This is a genomic window from Cellulomonas sp. Y8 (genome assembly GCF_008033115.1).
Classification (GTDB): Bacteria; Actinomycetota; Actinomycetes; order Actinomycetales; family Cellulomonadaceae; genus Cellulomonas.
In genome coordinates this window covers 4,207,435-4,222,898 of record NZ_CP041203.1, presented here as the reverse complement: position 1 = coordinate 4,222,898, position 15,464 = coordinate 4,207,435, and the positions used below count along the sequence as shown (strand labels likewise).

Here is a 15,464-nt window from a genome sequence, read left to right as displayed (position 1 = left end):
GGCGGGCGCCCCGCGTCCGGGCCGGGGTGACGGACGCCACCGCTCCCCCGTCCGGGTCGCGCGAGCGGTGCGGCGGCGCGTCGGACGCCCGGCCCGCGCGCGCCCCCGGGACAATGCCCGCGTGGAGAGAGCGTGGGTGCACCAGGGCGACGGCTGGGCCGAGACGGACCCCGACGGGCTGCTGGCCCTGCTGGCGGCGCCCGAGCCGCCGGTCGCGTGGGTGCACGTCGACTCGCTGGACCTGCTGGCCGACGCGGCGCGGCAGGCCGGCGTGCCGGAGTCGGTGGTGCACCGTGCGGTCGCGGACCACGGGCCCGCCGCGCCGGGCGATCCCCGGCGCCCGCAGCTCCGCCGGCTCCCGGGCGGCGGCCGGTACCTGGTGAGCCCGACGCTGGCCTACGACGGGCGCACCCGGGACGTCACGACCGGCGTCTGGGCGTCGCTCGAGGTCGAGGGCGTGACCATCACCGCCGAGGAGGGTCCGGGCGGCCTGCTCGACGAGGTCCGGGAGCACCTGGCGGAGGGCGACCACCTGCCGCAGGACCGCGAGAGCCACGTGTTCGCCGCGGTGCTCATGGCGCTGGTCCGGCGGGCCGGCGACGTCGAGATGGGCATCGGCGAGGCGGTCGCCGACGTCGAGCAGCTGGTGTTCAGCCCGCAGGCCGACGACCCGGCCGAGGTGGTCTACGACCTCAAGCGCGAGATCGGTGAGGCGCGCCGCGCGCTGGTGCCCCTGCTGTCGGCGTTCCCGGACCTGGTCGCGGAGCAGGAGGACGCGCAGCGCGAGACGCGCACCATGCGCTGGCTGCGCCGCCTGGACACCGTGCTGACGAAGGTCGACCGGCACCTCGACGCCCACGACGCGCTGCTGGGCGACATGCTGTCCGTGCACCTGTCCCGGGTGTCGGTGCGGCAGAACGAGGACATGCGGAAGATCTCCGCGTGGGCGGCGATCATCGCGGTGCCGACGCTCATCGCCGGGGTGTACGGCATGAACTTCGACCACATGCCCGAGCTGCACTGGCTCGTCGGGTACCCCGCGTCGATCGTGCTCATGGGCGCGGCCGCCGGCCTGCTGTTCCGGCTGTTCAAGCGGTCCGGCTGGCTGTAGCGCCCGCCGTCCGCCCTCAGGCCCCGGCGAGCGGGTCCAGGACCCCGGTCAGCAGCAGCAGCGACACGACCACCGCGAGCCCGATCCGGTAGATCACGAACGGCCGGTACGAGTACGTCGACACGATCTTCAGGAACCCGATGATCACGACGTAGCCCACGACGAACGCGATCACCGTCGCGATCAGGGTCGGCAGGACCCCGGGGGTGCCGGCCTCGCCGAAGGTCCCGACGCTCTTGCCGAGCTGGTAGAGCCCCGACCCCAGGACGGCGGGGATGGCGAGCAGGAACGAGTACCGGGCGGCCGCCGTCCGGCTGTAGCCCATCAGGCGGCCGGCGGTGATCGTGCCGCCCGAGCGGGACACGCCCGGGACGAGCGCCATCGCCTGCGCGAGCCCGAAGTACAGCGCGTGCCGCGGGGTCAGGTCGGTCAGCTCCCGGCGGCTGCTCGACCGCCGGTCGGCCCAGTCCAGGATCAGCGCGAAGACGGTCAGCGTCAGCACGATCAGCCACAGGTTGCGGAACGGCGCCTCGATCGCGTCCTGGAACAGCAGGCCCAGCACGACGATCGGCACGGAGCCGAGCGCGATGAACCAGGCCATCTGCGCGTCGCGGTCCGGGGTGCCGCCGACGGGTGCGCCCGCCCGGGACCGCCAGTCGGTGCCGAGGTCGCCGCGCACCGCGCGCCACCAGTGCACGCAGATCCGGGCGATGTCCCGCCGGAAGTACAGCAGGACGGCGGTCTCCGTCCCGATCTGCGTGATCGCCGTGAACGCCGCGCCCGGGTCGCCCGAGCCGATCAGCTCGCCCACGATCCGCAGGTGCGCGCTCGACGACACGGGCAGGAACTCGGTGAGGCCCTGGACGAGTCCGAGGACGATCGCCTCCCAGACGCTCATGCGCCGGTGCCGATCCGGGACGGGGTGCTCGGGTGCGCTGCCACGAGGCGCCACGATAGCCGCTGGTCACCCCCGTGCCCGGACGACCCGGCGGCACGGATACCCTCACGGCATGGAACAGCGCCAGCTCGGACGGACCGGCCTGCGGGTCTCGCACCTCGGACTCGGGACGCTGACCTGGAGCAGGGACACCGACGAGCACGACGCCGCCGAGCAGCTGCGCGACTTCGCCGACGCAGGCGGGACGCTCGTCGACACCTCCGCGCCTCGTACGCCGACGGCGGCGCCGAGGAGCTGCTCGGGTCGCTGCTCGGGCGCGTGGTCCCCCGCGACGAGGTCGTGCTCTGCACCAAGGCGGGCGTCCGGCGCACGCCGCAGGGCGGGGTGGTCGACGCGTCCCGCGGCGCGCTGCTCGACGGCCTGGACGCCTCGCTGCGCCGGCTCGGCACCGACCACGTCGACCTGTTCCTGGTGCAGACGCCCGACCCGCGCACGCCGCTGACCGAGACGGTGAGCGCTGCGCCGGGCGGTCGAGTCCGGGCGCGCCCGCTACGTCGGGCTGTCGAACCACGCCGGCTGGCAGGTGGCCCGCGCCGCCACGCTCCTCGGCGACGACCCCGGCCTGGCGGCGGTCGAGGCGGAGTACTCGCTGCTGCAGCGCGGGATCGAGCGGGAGGTGCTCCCCGCGGCGGCCGACCTCGGCGTCGGCGTGCTCGCCTGGTCGCCGCTCGGCCGCGGCGTGCTGACCGGGAAGTACCGGCGCACGGTGCCCGCCGACTCCCGGGCGGCGTCCCCGCACCTCGCCGGCTTCGTCGAGCCGTACCTCGGGTCGGTGGCGGCGGCGGTGGTCGAGGCGGTGGTGATCGCCGCGGACGGGCTGGGCCGTGCGCCGCTGGAGGTCGCGCTCGCCTGGCTGCGGGTGCGCGCGCAGGTCGCCTCGGCGGTCGTGGGCGCGCGGACGCCCGCCCAGCTCCGCGCGTCGCTCGCGGCGGAGGACGTGGAGCTGCCGCCGGAGATCCTGCGGGCGCTCGACGAGGTCAGCGCGCCCGCGACCGGGTACCCCGAGCGCCGCTGACCGGCCGCCGCGCGCCCGGACGCGGCACGACGGGGGCGCGCGACGTCAGCGGCTCAGCGCGCCGTCGTCCTCGTCGTCGTCCTCGTACGACTCCTCGGGCAGGTCGTCCGCGTCGTACTCGTCGTCCTGCTCGTCGTCGTCCTCGTGCTCGTCGTCCTCGTCGTCCTCCTCCGCGAGGTAGAACGGCGTGGCCTCCCCGTGCACGGTCCCGAGCGCGTCGTCGTAGACCTCGAACGCGTCCGCGAGCACGTCGTACGCGTCATCGACCGCGGGGTCGTCCTCGCCCCGCCGGGTCGACACGGCGGTGTAGTGCGCCTCGAGAGCAGCGATGAGGCGGTCCAGTGCCGCGCGCGGGTCGATAGCCATGCGATGACCGTAGCGCCGCACCAGGCACAATGGCACCACGACCCGATCGACAAGGCGGTGGGCATGGCAGGCACGACGCGCTCGGGACGCCCGGGCGGCCCGGAGCAGGCGCGGCAGTACGAGTACCGCGTCCTCACGATCCCCCGGACGACCAGCCGCGGCGACGCCCGCCGGCTGCTCACGGAGCAGGCGGAGTACGGCCGGTGGGAGCTGGCCCGGACCCTCCTGTACGCGGGCGGCGAGCGGAAGGTGTGGCTGCGGCGCCGGATCATCCGGGTCCGCTCCACGCTCGGCGCGCTGGGCGACTGACCGACGGCAGGGCGGACGCGCCCGCCGTGCGGTCGGGTCCCGCTCACGCCTCGCGCAGCAGCCCGTCCAGCACGCGGGCGCCGAACCGCAGGGAGTCCGCGGGCACCCGCTCGTCGACGCCGTGGAACAGCGCCGTGAAGTCGAGGTCGGCCGGCAGCCGCAGCGGCGCGAAGCCGTATCCCTCGATGCCGAGGCGGGCGAGCGACTTGTTGTCCGTGCCCGCCGACAGCATGTACGGCAGCACGACGGCCTCGGGGTCCTGGGCGCGCAGCACGTCGGTCATCGTGTCGACGAGCGCGCCGGTCGCGGGCACCTCCAGGCCGATGTCGAAGTGCTCGGGCTCGACCCGGACGTGCGGGCCCGCGAGCTCGCGGACCTTCGCGAGCACGTCCTCGTGGTCGCCGGGCAGCGGCCGGACGTCGACGGTCGCGGTCGCACGGCCCGGGATGACGTTCGTCTTGTACCCGGCGTGCAGCTGCGTCGGGTTGGCGAGCGTGCGGATCGACGACCCGACGAACCGCCGCGCCGGGCCGAGCGCGCCGATCAGCCGGTCGATCGCCAGCGGGTCGTCGACGTCGAGCGGCAGGCCGGTGAGGTCGGCGACGCCCTCCAGCAGCGCGAGCACCGTCGGCGTGAGCCGGGTGTCCCACTGGTACGCGCCGATGCGGGCGATCGCGCCGGCCAGCTCGGTCACCGCGTTGTCGGGGTTGACCGCCGAGCCGTGGCCCGCGGTCCCGTCCGCGACCAGCCGGAGCCAGGCGATGCCCTTCTCGGCGGTCTGCAGCAGGTAGGCGCGGCGGCCCTGCACGTCGACGGAGAACCCGCCGACCTCGGAGACGGCCTCGGTGGCACCCTCGAACAGGTCGGGGCGGTGGTCGACGAGGTGCCGGGCGCCGAACCTCCCGCCGGCCTCCTCGTCGGCGAACATGGCCACGACGACGTCCCGGGCGGGCCGGCGCCCCTCGCGGACCATCTGGCGGACGACCGCCAGGATCATCGCGTCCATGCCCTTCATGTCCACGGCGCCGCGGCCCCAGACCATGCCGTCGAACTCCTCGCCGGCGAACGGGTCGACCTTCCAGTCCTTCGCCTCGGCGGGGACGACGTCGGTGTGCCCGTGCAGCACCAGCGCCGGGCGGCTGCTGTCCTCCCCCGCCAGGCGCACGACGACGTTCGCGCGGCCCGGGGCGGACTCGATCAGCTCGGGATCGAGGCCGACCTCGTGCAGCAGGGTCATCACGTGCTCGGCGGCGGAGCGCTCGCCGGGGCCGGAGCCGTCGCCGTAGTTCGACGTGTCGAACCGGATGAGCTCCTGCGCGATCCGCACGACCTCGCCCTCGGCCGCCGAGGTGTCGTGCTGGCCGGCGGACGGGGTGGCGGGTGCGTCGCTCATGCCCCCACGCTACCGGCCGCACCGGCGCGCCGAGGCCGGGGGTCCACAGGCGGACCCCCGGCCCCGGCGGGGCGCTCCGGCCGAGGTCAGGCCGAGGTCAGGCCGCGGCGGGCGAGCAGCGGGGCGATCTCCGGGTCGCGGCCGCGCAGGTCGCGGAACGCCTGCATCGGGTCGACCGAGCCGCCGCGCGAGAGCAGCTTCGCCCGGAAGGTGTCGCCGTTGGCGCGCCGCAGGCCGCCGTTCTCCTCGAACCAGGTGACCGTGTCGGCGTCGAGGACCTCGGACCAGATGTACGAGTAGTACCCGGCGGAGTACCCGCCCCCGAACACGTGGTTGAAGTACGTGGTGCGGTACCGCGGCGGCACCGGTGCGAACGCGATGCCCGCGCGCTCCAGGGCGGCGGCCTCGAACGGCTCCACCTGGGCGACGTCGGTCGGGACGTCCTCGGGCGCGAGCCGGTACCAGGCCTGGTCGAGCAGCGCCGCCGCCAGGTACTCGGTCGTGGCGAAGCCCTCGCCGTCCTGGCGCGCGGCGATGAGGGTGTCCACCCACTCCTGCGGCATCGGCTCGCCGGTGACGTGGTGCACGGCGTACGCGCTCAGGACCGACGGCTCCCAGGCCCACATCTCGTTGACCTGCGACGGGTACTCGACGAAGTCGCGCGGCACGTCGGTGCCGGACTGCGAGGGGTACCGGACCGCGGAGAACAGGCCGTGCAGCGCGTGGCCGAACTCGTGGAACAGGGTGATGACCTCGTCCCAGGTCAGCAGCGTCGGCTGGCCGGCCGGCGGCTTCGGGATGTTGAGGTTGTTCACCACGACCGGTGCCTCGCCGAGCAGCGTCGACTGGTCGACCAGGTTGTTCATCCACGCGCCGCCGCGCTTGGAGTCGCGGGTCCAGTAGTCGCCGAGGAACAGGCCGAGGCCGGTGCCGTCGGCGTCGGTCACCTCGAAGACCCGGACGTCCGGGTGGTACCCGACCAGGTCGGCGCGCTCGGTGAAGGTCAGCCCGTAGAGCTCGCCCGCGGCGCGGAACACGCCGTCGTGCAGCACGCGGTCGAGCTCCAGGTACGGGCGCAGCGAGGAGTCGTCGAGCGAGCGGCGCTCCTTGCGGACCTGCTCGGCGTAGTACGCCCAGTCCCAGGCCTCCAGGGTGGCGCCGGGGACGTCGCGGCGCAGCGCCTCCTCCAGGTCGGCGGCCTCGGCGCGCGCGTTGGCGACGGCGGCGGGCGCGAGGCGGCCGAGGATGTCGGCGACGGCCTCGGGGGTCTTCGCGGTCGCGTCCTCGGCGATGTACGCCGCGTGGTGGGGGTACCCGAGCAGGCGGGCGCGCTCGGCGCGCAGCCGGGCCAGCTCCAGCAGCGTGGCGCGGGTGTCGTGCTCGCCCCCGCGGCCGCCCCGGCGCACCGACGCGGTGTGCAGCCGCTCGCGCAGGGCGCGGTCGGACAGCTGCGCCAGCGCGGGCTGCTGGGTCGGCAGGATGAGGTCGATCAGCCAGGCGCCCTCGTGGCCGCGGCGGGCGGCGGCCTCGGCGGCGGCGGCCCGGGCGTCGTCGGGCAGCCCGGCGAGCTCGGCGGGGTCCGTGACGAGCACCGCGGAGTCGTTGGTCTCGGCGAGCAGCAGCCGGCCGAACACGGTCTCCAGCCGGGTGATCTCGGCGTTGAGCTCGCGGAGGCGGGCCTGGGCGTCGTCGTCGAGCCGCACGCCCGCGCGGACGAACTGGGTGTGCTGGCGGTGCAGCAGCCACGCGGTGTCCGGCGCGAGCTCGAGCTCGCCCGCCTCGGCCGCCTCGCGCAGGACCTCCAGGCGCGCGAACAGCCGGCGGTCCAGGTAGATGGCGTCGCTGTGCGCGGCGAGCAGCGGCGCGACCTCCTCCTCGAGCGCCTCGAGCCCGGGGGTCGAGTCGGCCGAGGACTGGTTGAAGAACACGATGGCCGCACGGTGCAGCAGCCGGCCGGAGCGCTCCAGCGCGTCCAGGGTGTTCTCGACGGTGGGGGCATCGGTCGACGCGGCGATGGCCTCGACCTCCGCGCGCTGCTCCGCCATGCCGGCGAGCAGCGCGGGGCGGTGGTGCTCCTCGCGGATCGCGGCGAAGTCGGGCAGGCCGTACGGCAGCGAGGACGGGGCGGCGAACGGGTTGTCCGCGTCCAGCGTGGGGGTGCTCATGCCCGCCATCATCTCCCGTTGCCCGAGGCAGCGGCCGGAGAGCGCTCGCCGACACGCCGGGGCCGGGCGTCGGTGGCGAGCAGGCTGCCCACCCAGTCGTCGCGCCGGACGCCGCGCTGCACGGCGCCCAGCCGGAGCTCCCCCTCCACCCGGAACCCGGCCCGCTCGGCGACCGCGCGCGAGGGGCCGTTGCCGACGAACGCGCGCCAGAACACCCGGACCAGCCCCAGACGGCCGAACGCCGCGTCGAGCACCAGCTCGACCGACCGGGACATCAGGCCGCGGCCCCGCGCCTCGGGCGCGAGCCAGTAGCCGATCTCGGCCGAACCGGTGCCCTCCATGCCGAGGCCGACCATGCCGAGCAGCGTGTCGTCGGCGGCGTCGCGCACCGCCCAGTTGAGCGTCGTCCCGCGCGCCCATCCGTCGGCGACGTACCCGGTGACGAAGGACTGGGCGTCCTCGCGGGTGTACGGGCTCGGCACGGTCGTCCACTCCTGGATCGCCCGGTCCTGGCAGAGGGCGTCGATCCGGTCGACGTCCGCGGGGCCCGGCGCGCGCAGGACGACGACGCCGTCGGTCAGCTCGAAGGTCTCCATCGGCCCACCCTGCCACGGGCGACCCCTCCGGGTCGCGGCCTTTCGCCCGTCGCCGCTGGTCAGGCGGCCAGCACGACGCCGGGGTCCGCCACGGGCAGGTCGTGGGCCGCGCCGACCCCCGCGTGGTAGAGCCGCCCCGCGTGCGTCGCGAGCCCCGCCGCCAGGGCCGGGTCGGCCGCCAGCGCCTCCCGCCAGCCGCGCGTCGCGAGGGCGGTCAGGTACGGCAGCGTCGCGTTCGTCAGCGCCTGCGTCGAGGTGACCGGCACCGCGCCGGGCATGTTCGCGACGCAGTAGAACACCGCGTCGTGCACCGCGAACGTCGGGTCGTCGTGCGTGGTCGGCCGGGTGGACTCGAAGCAGCCGCCCTGGTCGACCGCCACGTCGACGAGCACCGAGCCGGGGCGCATCGCGGCGACCATGTCGTCGGTGACCAGCTTCGGCGCGCGGGCGCCCGGGACCAGCACGGCCCCGACGACCAGGTCGGCGTCGGCCACCGCCTCGCGGACGGCGTACGCGGAGGACGCGAGGGTCCGGACCCGGCCGCCGAACGCCGTGTCCAGCTCGCGCAGCCGCGGGACCGACACGTCGAGCACGGTGACGTCCGCGCGCATGCCCAGCGCGACCTCCGCCGCGTGCTGCCCCGCGACGCCGCCGCCGATGACGACGACCCGCCCCGGGGCGACGCCGGGGACGCCGCCGAGCAGCCGACCGGACCCGCCGGCGCTGCGCATGAGGTGGTAGGCGCCGACCTGCGCGGCGAGCCGGCCCGCCACCTCGCTCATGGGCGCGAGCAGCGGCAGCGAGCGGTCCGGGAGCTGGACGGTCTCGTAGGCGATCGCCGTGGTGCCGGCCGCGAGCAGCGCGTCGGTCTGCCGGCGGTCGGCCGCCAGGTGCAGGTAGGTGAACAGCACGAGGTCGTCCCGCAGGTACCCGTACTCGGACGGCACCGGCTCCTTGACCTTGCACACCAGGTCGGCCTCGCCCCAGACGTGCCCCGCCTCGGCGACCACGGTCGCGCCGGCGGCGGCGTACTGCTCGTCGGTGATCGCGGAGCCGCGCCCGGCGCCGGCCTGCACCAGCACCTCGTGCCCGGCCGCGGCCAGCTGGTGCACCCCGGCGGGCGTGATGGCGACCCGGTACTCGTGGTTCTTGACCTCGGCGGGGATCCCGACCCTCATCGCAGCCTCCTGGGGCGTCGCGCGGCGTGCGGGGGCCGGTGCGGCGCCCGTCGGGTCCAGCGTGAACTTCGCGGTGTTTCCGCGGCGTGACAGCGTGTTCCCGTTCGTTACGCTCAGCATATGGCCAAACTTTCTGCGAGTCTCGGTGCGACGTCGGTCACACCGCCGAACGATCTTCGACCCGCCCCGCTCGACGCGGTCGACCGGCAGCTGGTCCGGCTGCTCCAGGAGGACGGGCGGATGGCCAACAACGCGCTCGCCGCCGCCGTGGGCATCGCGCCGTCGACCTGCCTGGCGCGGGTCCGGGCGCTGCGCCGGGCCGGCGTGATCCGCGGGTTCCACGCGGACGTCGACCCCGAGGCCCTCGGCCGGGGTCTGCGGGCGATGGTCGCGGTCCGGATGGCGGCGGGCTCCCGGGCCACCCTGGAACCCTTCGCCCGGGCGGTCGCCGCGCGGCCGGAGGTGCTGGACGTGTACTTCCTCGCCGGCGCCGACGACTTCCTCCTGCACGTCGCGGTGCGCGACACCGACGAGCTGCGCCGGTTCGTCGTGGAGCGCCTGAGCGACCGGCCGGACGTCGCCTCGACCGAGACCAGCCTGGTGTTCGACCACCTCCGGGGCGCGGTGGGCTGAGCCCCCGGCCCGGGCGCTCAGCCGGCGAGCAGGTCCGCGACCCGGGCCCAGTCGCGCACCCGTGCCAGCTCGCGGGCGGCGCCGCGCCGGCCGCCGCCGTGGTGCCAGGACCACAGCGCGGACTCCGCACCGCGGGCGACCGCCCACCGCGCGGCGCCCGCGGCGTCCAGCCCCGCGCGGTCGGCGACGAGGAGGAGGCGGTCGCGCAGGACGCGCACCGGGTCGCCGGTGCGCCAGGGGTCGGCGACCTGCTCCAGCAGCGGCCAGGCGTCGTAGGCCGGGTCGCCCGTGAGCGCCTTGGGGTCGATCGCGACCCACCGGGCTCCCCCGCCGGTCCCGGTCAGCAGCAGGTTGCCCGGGTTGTAGTCGCCGTGCAGCGTCACGGGCGCCGGCGCGGCGGAGGGTCCGACGCCGCGCAGGGTCGCGTCCGCCGCCCGCAGCAGGCCCGGGTCCGGCCGGAGCCCGGCGCGCGCCGCGCGGTCCGCCCGCTCGGCCGCCACGTCCGCCAGCCGCCGGGCGACGTCCGCCAGCGCGGGCAGCCCCGCCGGGGCGGGTGCGGCGTGCAGGGCACGCAGCACGTTCGCCGCCGCGGCCAGCCGCCGGGCCGCGGGCACGCGCACCGCCCGCAGCGGGGTGCCGGGTCGCGCCCGGCCGAGCAGCAGCGCCCAGTCGCCCGCGTCCGCGTCGACCAGGGGCACCGCGCCGCGCCCGCCCCAGGCGCGCAGCACCGCGGCCTCGTCCCGTGCCTCGTCGTGCGGGAACGACAGCTTGAGCACCAGGTCGCGGCCGGCGGCGTCGCGGGCGGGCGCGCACCAGGACGCCGAGCCCGACGGGAACGGGTCGCCCAGGACCAGGCCCCAGCGGTGGACCGCGCGGTCCACCAGCGACGGCAGCCGGCCGAGCCAGGCCGCACCCTCCGGGGTGCGCCCGGCCCCCTGGAGCAGGGCGGCGGGCAGCGTCGGCGACGGCGGCCCGGCACGGCGCGCCTCCCCCGGTGGCGGCGCGCCGCTCACGAGGATCGGGTCGGCGTCGGGCGGCACGCGCGCCAGGCTAGCGGCGAGCCGCCCGTGCCCGCCGCGTCGAGGGAGGCCGCCGCATGGACACGTACCGCAAGCGCCGTGCGGGCGCGCCCCCGGGGTTCTTCGCGTGCGAGGCCGCCGGGCTGCGGTGGCTGCGCGTGCGCGGCGGCGCACCGGTCGTGGAGGTGCTCGGGGTCGGCGCCGACCACCTGGACCTCGCGGCCCTGACCGAGGTGCCCCCGAGCCGTCGGGCGGCGCGCGAGCTGGGCCGCGGCCTCGCCGTCACGCACGACGCGGGCGCCCGCCGGTTCGGCAGCCCGCCCGACGGCTGGCGGGGCGACGGGTTCTTCGGTCCGCTCGACCAGCCGCTGCCCATGCCCGCGGGCGACCACGAGCGCTGGGGCGCGTTCCTTGCGGACTGCCGCATCGAGCCGCTGGCCGCGGCCGCCGAGCGGCGACGGGCGCTGGGGCCGGACGACGTCGCGCTGCTCCGTCGGCTCGCGGACCGGCTCCGGGCGGGCGGCCTCGACGACGACGACACCCCCGCGCGGCTGCACGGCGACCTCTGGTCCGGCAACGTGCTGTGGACTCCGACGGGAGCCACGCTGATCGACCCGGCCGCGCACGGGGGCCACCGGGAGTCCGACCTGGCGATGCTCGCGCTGTTCGGGTTCCCGCACCTCACCGACGTGCTCGACGCCTACCAGGAGGTGCACCCGCTGCGCCGTGGGTGGCAGCACCGGGTCGGCCTGCACCAGGTGTACCCGGTGGGGATGCACGCGGTGCTGTTCGGCGGCGGCTACGCCGCGCAGCTGCGCCGGCTCGCCGCGCCCTACGTCTGAGGGCCGTGCGCCCCGGCGGGGCCCTGGGCCCCGCCCGGGCGGGTCAGCACCTGTACGCCACCGTCCGCCGCGCCCGCTTGTCCTTCTCCCGCGCGACCTGATCCGCCCCGGCCTCGTTGAGGGCCGTCGGTGACGAGCCACCCGTCCCGCGTCCGTCCACCCCTCACGAGGGGCGCGTGCTCCGCGTCCGGGCCGGTCCCTCCGCGGCGGGATGCTGCACCGCCGCGCGGACCGGGAGCTCTGAGTCTCACCCCGTCCAGCGCGGCGGCGCCAGCGTTTATTCCGGTCAGCCCACCGGGTCGGTGGTCATGCGGACCGTGAGCGTGACCTCGGTGCCCGCCTCGACGGTGCCGGACGTGGGGTCCTGCGTGACGACGACCCACTGGGTCGGGTCGTCGATCGGCCGGCCCTGGCCGGACGCGTCGGCCGCCTGGACCTCGAGGCCGCGGGCCTCGAGCGTCTCCTGCGCGGTCGCGAGCAGCAGGTTGGTCTGGTCGATGACCTGGACGTCCTTGGTCTCGGCGGCCGAGGTGGTGTCGTCGGACGCGGAGCCCGCCGACGTGCTGCCCTCGCCGGAGGCGCAGGCGGCGAGCAGGGAGACCGTCGCGACGGCGGCGGCGGCCACGCTGAGGGTGCGCGTGGTCCGGCGACCGGCTCGGGCGATGGACATGTTCATCGGGGGCCCTCCTGGGCTGTTGCGGTGCGTCAGGGACCGCGGTCCCCGGGGTCGCCGGTCGCCGCGGAGGGCGCGGGACGGGCGAACGCGCCGCGCTGCGGCTCGCAGGCGGCCGTCGTCGGCAGTCGAGCGGCCGCCCGGGACGTGCCCCGGCGGGCGACGCGCCCTCGGCACACAGACTACGCCTGTCGGCCGACAGGTTACGTCCGTATTTCGGGGATCTGTGACGCAGCCACCAGCGGCGACGCCCGGACGGCCCAGGCGTTCACCCGTGCGCACCGCCCGGGCGGGTGCCGGCCGGGGTGCTCGCCGCCGTCAGGGCGTCAGCGCCGCCTCCTCCGGCTCGGACAGGGACAGCACGGCACCCACGACGCCGGGTACCGCGGTGACCTGGCGCTCGACGGAGGCGAGCACGTGCGACGCCTCGTCCTCGGCGAGGTTGCCCGCCAGGTCGACGGCGCCGACGAGGAACAGCTGCCGCGCTCCGACGACCTCGAGCCGGAGCTGGGTCACGCGCGCGACCTCGGGCATCGCCAGCAGCGCGCGCACCGCCGCGCCCTGCAGCGCCGGGTCGGCCGTCTCCCCCACGAGGAACCGGCGGTTGCGGTCGATGAGCAGCACGGCCACGACCGCGAGCAGCACGCCGACCAGGATCGAGCCGACCGCGTCCGGCACCGGCGATCCGGTGATCTGGTGCAGCGCGATGCCGGTCCCCGCGATCACGATGCCGACGAGCGCCGCGGCGTCCTCGAAGAACACGGCCCGGACCGTGGGGTCGGACGTCGCCAGCACGTGCTCCCACAGGTCCATCTCCCGCCGCCGGGCGGCCCGCCGCGCCTGCCGCCACGCCTGCAGGAACGACGTCCCCTCGAGCAGGAGCGCGACGCCGAGCACGACGTAGGCGACGACGTACGACGAGGCGGGCTCCGGGTGCACGAGCTCCTGGATCCCGTGCGTGATCGACACGCCCGCACCGACCGCGAACAGGCCGATGGCCGCGAACAGGGACCAGACGTAGACCTCGCGCCCGTAGCCGAGCGGGTGTGCGCGGTCCGGCGCCCGCGCCGCGCGCCGCTGGGCGACGAGCAGGAACACCTCGTTGCCGGTGTCCGCCCACGAGTGGGCGGCCTCCGCGAGCATCGACGCCGCGCCGGTGAGGACCGCGGCGACCGTCTTCGCGACCGCGATGAGCGCGTTGGCCGCGAAGGCCACGACGACGGTGAGGGTGCTCTCGGCGTGGCCGTCCGCCGCGGCGGGCGGGCCGTCCGGCGTGGTGACGGGGCTGGTCATGGTCCCGGATTAGCACAGCGCGGGACGCCCCGCGCGGGCGGACCGGGGCCCGCCGGTCCGGCAGGACGGCGCCAGGGCGGCGCGTCTAGGCTCGGCACGATGCCCGCACCCGACGCCACCCCCGAGCCCGCCGAGGCCGCGCCGCCGGTCCGTCCCGTCCGTCCCGCGCGCCCCGGCCGTCGCCGCCGGTGGCTGCTGCACGCCCTGCTGGCGCTCGTCGCGCTGCTCGCCGCGCTCGTGTTCGGGGTCACGACGGCGACCGCCGAGTCGAGCCTCGGCCCGCACGAGGCGCGGTACGACGTCACGACCGACGCGACGGTGACGATCGACGTGGGTCCGCTCGGCACCCTGCAGATCGACTCGCCGCTGCCGCTCGGGCTCGGCGCGCGGGTCACCGTCGAGGAGATCCCCGCCGACGTCGACGCGCTGCACGGGATCGACACGCTCCAGGCGCTCACCGGGGACCTCAACTCCTACCTGCAGTTCTTCACCGGGCCGCAGGCCACCATCGAGGACGCCGCCCGCGCGCTCGTGGCGAACGCCCTGTGGCGGACGCTGGGCGCGCTCGTCGTGCTGGTGGCGCTGTGGTTCGGGGGACGCTGGCTGCTCGGGCCCGGTCGGCGCGAGGAGCTGGCCTGCCGGCTGGCGCCGCACGGCGCGCAGCTCACCGCGGGCGGCCTCGCGGTCGTGCTGGTCGGGACGCTGGTCACCGCGAGCGAGCGCGGCGACGTCGCGCAGCGCGCCCCGTCCCAGACCGCGTCCGCCGTGTTCGACGGGACTCCGCTCGAGGGCGCGCGGATCACCGGGCGGCTCGGCGGCATCGTCGACACCTACGGCGGGCTGGTCGTCAAGGCGTTCCAGGAGAACGAGGAGTTCTACGACCGGGCCGACGACGCGCTCGTCGCGGCGTGGGCGGACTGGGAGGGGCGCCGCGACGCCCGGGACGAGGACGGCGACGACGCCCCGACGGCGACCGCGGGGCCGACGGCCGCGCCGACCGGGTCGCCCAGCCCGACGGCGGACGCCGGGGAGCCCACCGACGAGGAGGCGGAGCCGCTCACGCTCCTGGTCATCTCGGACCTGCACTGCAACGTCGGCATGGCCCCGCTCATCACGTCCCTCGCCGAGATGTCGGGCGCCGAGGTCGTGCTGGACGCGGGCGACACCACGATGAACGGGACCTCCGTCGAGCAGTACTGCGTGACGACGTTCGCCCGGGCGATCCCGGACGGCGTCGACCTGATCACGGCGCCGGGCAACCACGACTCCGCGGAGACCACCGCGCAGTACGCGCGGGCCGGCGCGACCGTCCTGGACGGCGGCGTCATCGACGTGCGCGGCATGCGCATCCTCGGCGACCACGACCCGAAGGCCACCCGGCTCATCCAGACGCAGACCCAGGACGAGTCGTACGCCGAGGTCGGCACCCGCCTGTCCGAGGTCGCCTGCGAGGACCCCGACGGCGTCGACCTCGTGCTGTTCCACAACCCGCGGACCGCCCCCGCGATGCTGGCCGACGGCTGCGTGCCGGCGCTCGTGTCCGGGCACATGCACACCCGCACGGACCCCGAGCAGATCGGCGAGGGGATCCGGTACATCTCGTCGTCGACCGCGCGGGGGCCCAGGAGAACGAGCCGCGGATCGGCCCGCTCAAGGGCACCGCCGAGATGACGCTGCTGCGCTGGGACCCCACCACCCGGGAGATCCTCGACTGGCAGCTCGTCGAGATCGGCACGGACGCGAGCGCGGTCGTGCACGACCCGGAGCGCTGGCCCGCCGTGGTGCCGGTCCCCGCCGACGAGGAGGACGACGCCGATCCCGGGTCCGGGCCGTCGGCGACCCCCTCCGGCGGGGCGACGGCGCCCCCGGCGGGCTGACGCCGCCCCGCACGACACCTGCGTCCGCCTCCTGAG

Annotated in this window: 15 protein-coding genes and 1 pseudogene; 7 read left to right on the top strand and 9 right to left on the bottom strand. The window is 76.2% G+C overall.

Features of this window, described 5'->3' with window-relative positions:
- The first annotated feature begins 121 nt into the window (after nt 1–121).
- Entirely contained in the window at nt 122–1,111 is a 990-nt protein-coding gene (locus FKM96_RS19070; protein ID WP_147796574.1) for a CorA family divalent cation transporter, read from the top strand.
- Nucleotides 1,112–1,127: 16 nt separating this feature from the next.
- Here FKM96_RS19070 and FKM96_RS19065 read toward each other — a convergent pair whose 3' ends face one another.
- A complete protein-coding gene (locus FKM96_RS19065; RefSeq protein WP_147796573.1) occupies nt 1,128–2,009 on the bottom strand; it encodes an undecaprenyl-diphosphate phosphatase in 882 nt (293 codons plus the stop codon).
- 112 nt (nt 2,010–2,121) lie between these two features.
- Between FKM96_RS19065 and FKM96_RS19060 the strand changes: the two are divergent.
- A pseudogene (locus FKM96_RS19060) lies at nt 2,122–3,084 on the top strand (aldo/keto reductase).
- A gap of 45 nt (nt 3,085–3,129) precedes the next feature.
- Here the strand turns inward: FKM96_RS19060 and FKM96_RS20885 are convergent.
- A complete protein-coding gene (locus tag FKM96_RS20885; RefSeq protein ID WP_168217050.1) occupies nt 3,130–3,450 on the bottom strand; it encodes a primosomal protein in 321 nt (106 codons plus the stop codon).
- 63 nt (nt 3,451–3,513) lie between these two features.
- Between FKM96_RS20885 and FKM96_RS19050 the strand changes: the two genes are divergently transcribed.
- Nucleotides 3,514–3,759 carry a DUF5703 family protein gene (locus FKM96_RS19050; RefSeq protein ID WP_147796572.1) on the top strand — a complete coding sequence of 82 codons (246 nt, stop codon included), beginning with the start codon at nt 3,514–3,516 and terminating at the stop codon, nt 3,757–3,759.
- Nucleotides 3,760–3,802: 43 nt separating this feature from the next.
- On the opposite strand, the gene FKM96_RS19045 is transcribed toward FKM96_RS19050, so the two are convergent.
- The 4 genes from FKM96_RS19045 to ald all read right to left on the bottom strand — a co-directional run bounded on the left by FKM96_RS19045 (nt 3,803) and on the right by ald (nt 9,091).
- A complete protein-coding gene (locus FKM96_RS19045; protein WP_147796571.1) occupies nt 3,803–5,152 on the bottom strand; it encodes a M20/M25/M40 family metallo-hydrolase in 1,350 nt (449 codons plus the stop codon).
- Nucleotides 5,153–5,238: 86 nt separating this feature from the next.
- Nucleotides 5,239–7,317 carry a M3 family metallopeptidase gene (locus tag FKM96_RS19040; protein ID WP_147796570.1) on the bottom strand — a complete coding sequence of 693 codons (2,079 nt, stop codon included), beginning with the start codon at nt 7,315–7,317 and terminating at the stop codon, nt 5,239–5,241.
- 8 nt (nt 7,318–7,325) lie between these two features.
- Nucleotides 7,326–7,913, bottom strand: coding sequence for a GNAT family N-acetyltransferase (locus FKM96_RS19035; protein WP_147796569.1), 588 nt, complete (start codon nt 7,911–7,913; stop codon nt 7,326–7,328).
- A 59-nt stretch (nt 7,914–7,972) separates the two neighbouring features.
- The gene (gene ald, locus FKM96_RS19030) at nt 7,973–9,091 is read right to left on the bottom strand and encodes an alanine dehydrogenase (protein WP_147796568.1); all 1,119 of its coding nucleotides are present in this window, start codon (nt 9,089–9,091) and stop codon (nt 7,973–7,975) included.
- A 120-nt stretch (nt 9,092–9,211) separates the two neighbouring features.
- Between ald and FKM96_RS19025 the strand changes: the two genes are divergently transcribed.
- Complete coding sequence (locus FKM96_RS19025; protein ID WP_147796567.1) at nt 9,212–9,724, top strand: Lrp/AsnC family transcriptional regulator; 513 nt, start codon at nt 9,212–9,214, stop codon at nt 9,722–9,724.
- Nucleotides 9,725–9,741: 17 nt separating this feature from the next.
- On the opposite strand, the gene FKM96_RS19020 is transcribed toward FKM96_RS19025, so the two are convergent.
- Entirely contained in the window at nt 9,742–10,764 is a 1,023-nt protein-coding gene (locus tag FKM96_RS19020; RefSeq protein ID WP_210417310.1) for an aminoglycoside phosphotransferase family protein, read from the bottom strand.
- A gap of 56 nt (nt 10,765–10,820) precedes the next feature.
- Between FKM96_RS19020 and FKM96_RS19015 the strand changes: the two genes are divergently transcribed.
- Nucleotides 10,821–11,585 (top strand): fructosamine kinase family protein, encoded by a 765-nt coding sequence (locus FKM96_RS19015; protein ID WP_147796566.1) that lies wholly within the window; start codon nt 10,821–10,823, stop codon nt 11,583–11,585.
- Nucleotides 11,586–11,871: 286 nt separating this feature from the next.
- Here the strand turns inward: FKM96_RS19015 and FKM96_RS19010 are convergent, their stop codons facing one another.
- Together FKM96_RS19010 and FKM96_RS19005 are read right to left on the bottom strand one after the other, a co-directional pair.
- A complete protein-coding gene (locus FKM96_RS19010; protein WP_168217049.1) occupies nt 11,872–12,261 on the bottom strand; it encodes a PASTA domain-containing protein in 390 nt (129 codons plus the stop codon).
- Between the two features lie 315 nt (nt 12,262–12,576).
- The gene (locus FKM96_RS19005; protein WP_147796564.1) at nt 12,577–13,551 is read right to left on the bottom strand and encodes a cation diffusion facilitator family transporter; all 975 of its coding nucleotides are present in this window, start codon (nt 13,549–13,551) and stop codon (nt 12,577–12,579) included.
- Nucleotides 13,552–13,650: 99 nt separating this feature from the next.
- Here FKM96_RS19005 and FKM96_RS19000 point away from each other — a divergent pair, with 99 nt between their 5' ends.
- Together FKM96_RS19000 and FKM96_RS21735 are read left to right on the top strand one after the other, a co-directional pair.
- A complete protein-coding gene (locus tag FKM96_RS19000; protein WP_246855076.1) occupies nt 13,651–15,222 on the top strand; it encodes a metallophosphoesterase in 1,572 nt (523 codons plus the stop codon).
- Nucleotides 15,219–15,428 carry a hypothetical protein gene (locus FKM96_RS21735; protein ID WP_246855075.1) on the top strand — a complete coding sequence of 70 codons (210 nt, stop codon included), beginning with the start codon at nt 15,219–15,221 and terminating at the stop codon, nt 15,426–15,428. Before FKM96_RS19000 ends, FKM96_RS21735 begins: the two co-directional genes overlap by 4 nt.
- The last annotated feature ends 36 nt before the right edge of the window (nt 15,429–15,464 follow it).

Coding starts and splice junctions, on each gene's coding strand:
- FKM96_RS19050 (WP_147796572.1), top strand. CDS start 3,514: ATGGCAGGCACGACGCGCTCGGGACGCCCGGGCGGCCCGGAGCAGGCG.
- FKM96_RS19040 (WP_147796570.1), bottom strand. CDS start 7,317: ATGAGCACCCCCACGCTGGACGCGGACAACCCGTTCGCCGCCCCGTCC.
- FKM96_RS19065 (WP_147796573.1), bottom strand. CDS start 2,009: ATGAGCGTCTGGGAGGCGATCGTCCTCGGACTCGTCCAGGGCCTCACC.
- FKM96_RS20885 (WP_168217050.1), bottom strand. CDS start 3,450: ATGGCTATCGACCCGCGCGCGGCACTGGACCGCCTCATCGCTGCTCTC.
- FKM96_RS19025 (WP_147796567.1), top strand. CDS start 9,212: ATGGCCAAACTTTCTGCGAGTCTCGGTGCGACGTCGGTCACACCGCCG.
- FKM96_RS19045 (WP_147796571.1), bottom strand. CDS start 5,152: ATGAGCGACGCACCCGCCACCCCGTCCGCCGGCCAGCACGACACCTCG.
- FKM96_RS19010 (WP_168217049.1), bottom strand. CDS start 12,261: ATGAACATGTCCATCGCCCGAGCCGGTCGCCGGACCACGCGCACCCTC.
- FKM96_RS19005 (WP_147796564.1), bottom strand. CDS start 13,551: ATGACCAGCCCCGTCACCACGCCGGACGGCCCGCCCGCCGCGGCGGAC.
- FKM96_RS19015 (WP_147796566.1), top strand. CDS start 10,821: ATGGACACGTACCGCAAGCGCCGTGCGGGCGCGCCCCCGGGGTTCTTC.
- FKM96_RS19035 (WP_147796569.1), bottom strand. CDS start 7,913: ATGGAGACCTTCGAGCTGACCGACGGCGTCGTCGTCCTGCGCGCGCCG.
- FKM96_RS19000 (WP_246855076.1), top strand. CDS start 13,651: ATGCCCGCACCCGACGCCACCCCCGAGCCCGCCGAGGCCGCGCCGCCG.
- ald (WP_147796568.1), bottom strand. CDS start 9,091: ATGAGGGTCGGGATCCCCGCCGAGGTCAAGAACCACGAGTACCGGGTC.
- FKM96_RS21735 (WP_246855075.1), top strand. CDS start 15,219: ATGACGCTGCTGCGCTGGGACCCCACCACCCGGGAGATCCTCGACTGG.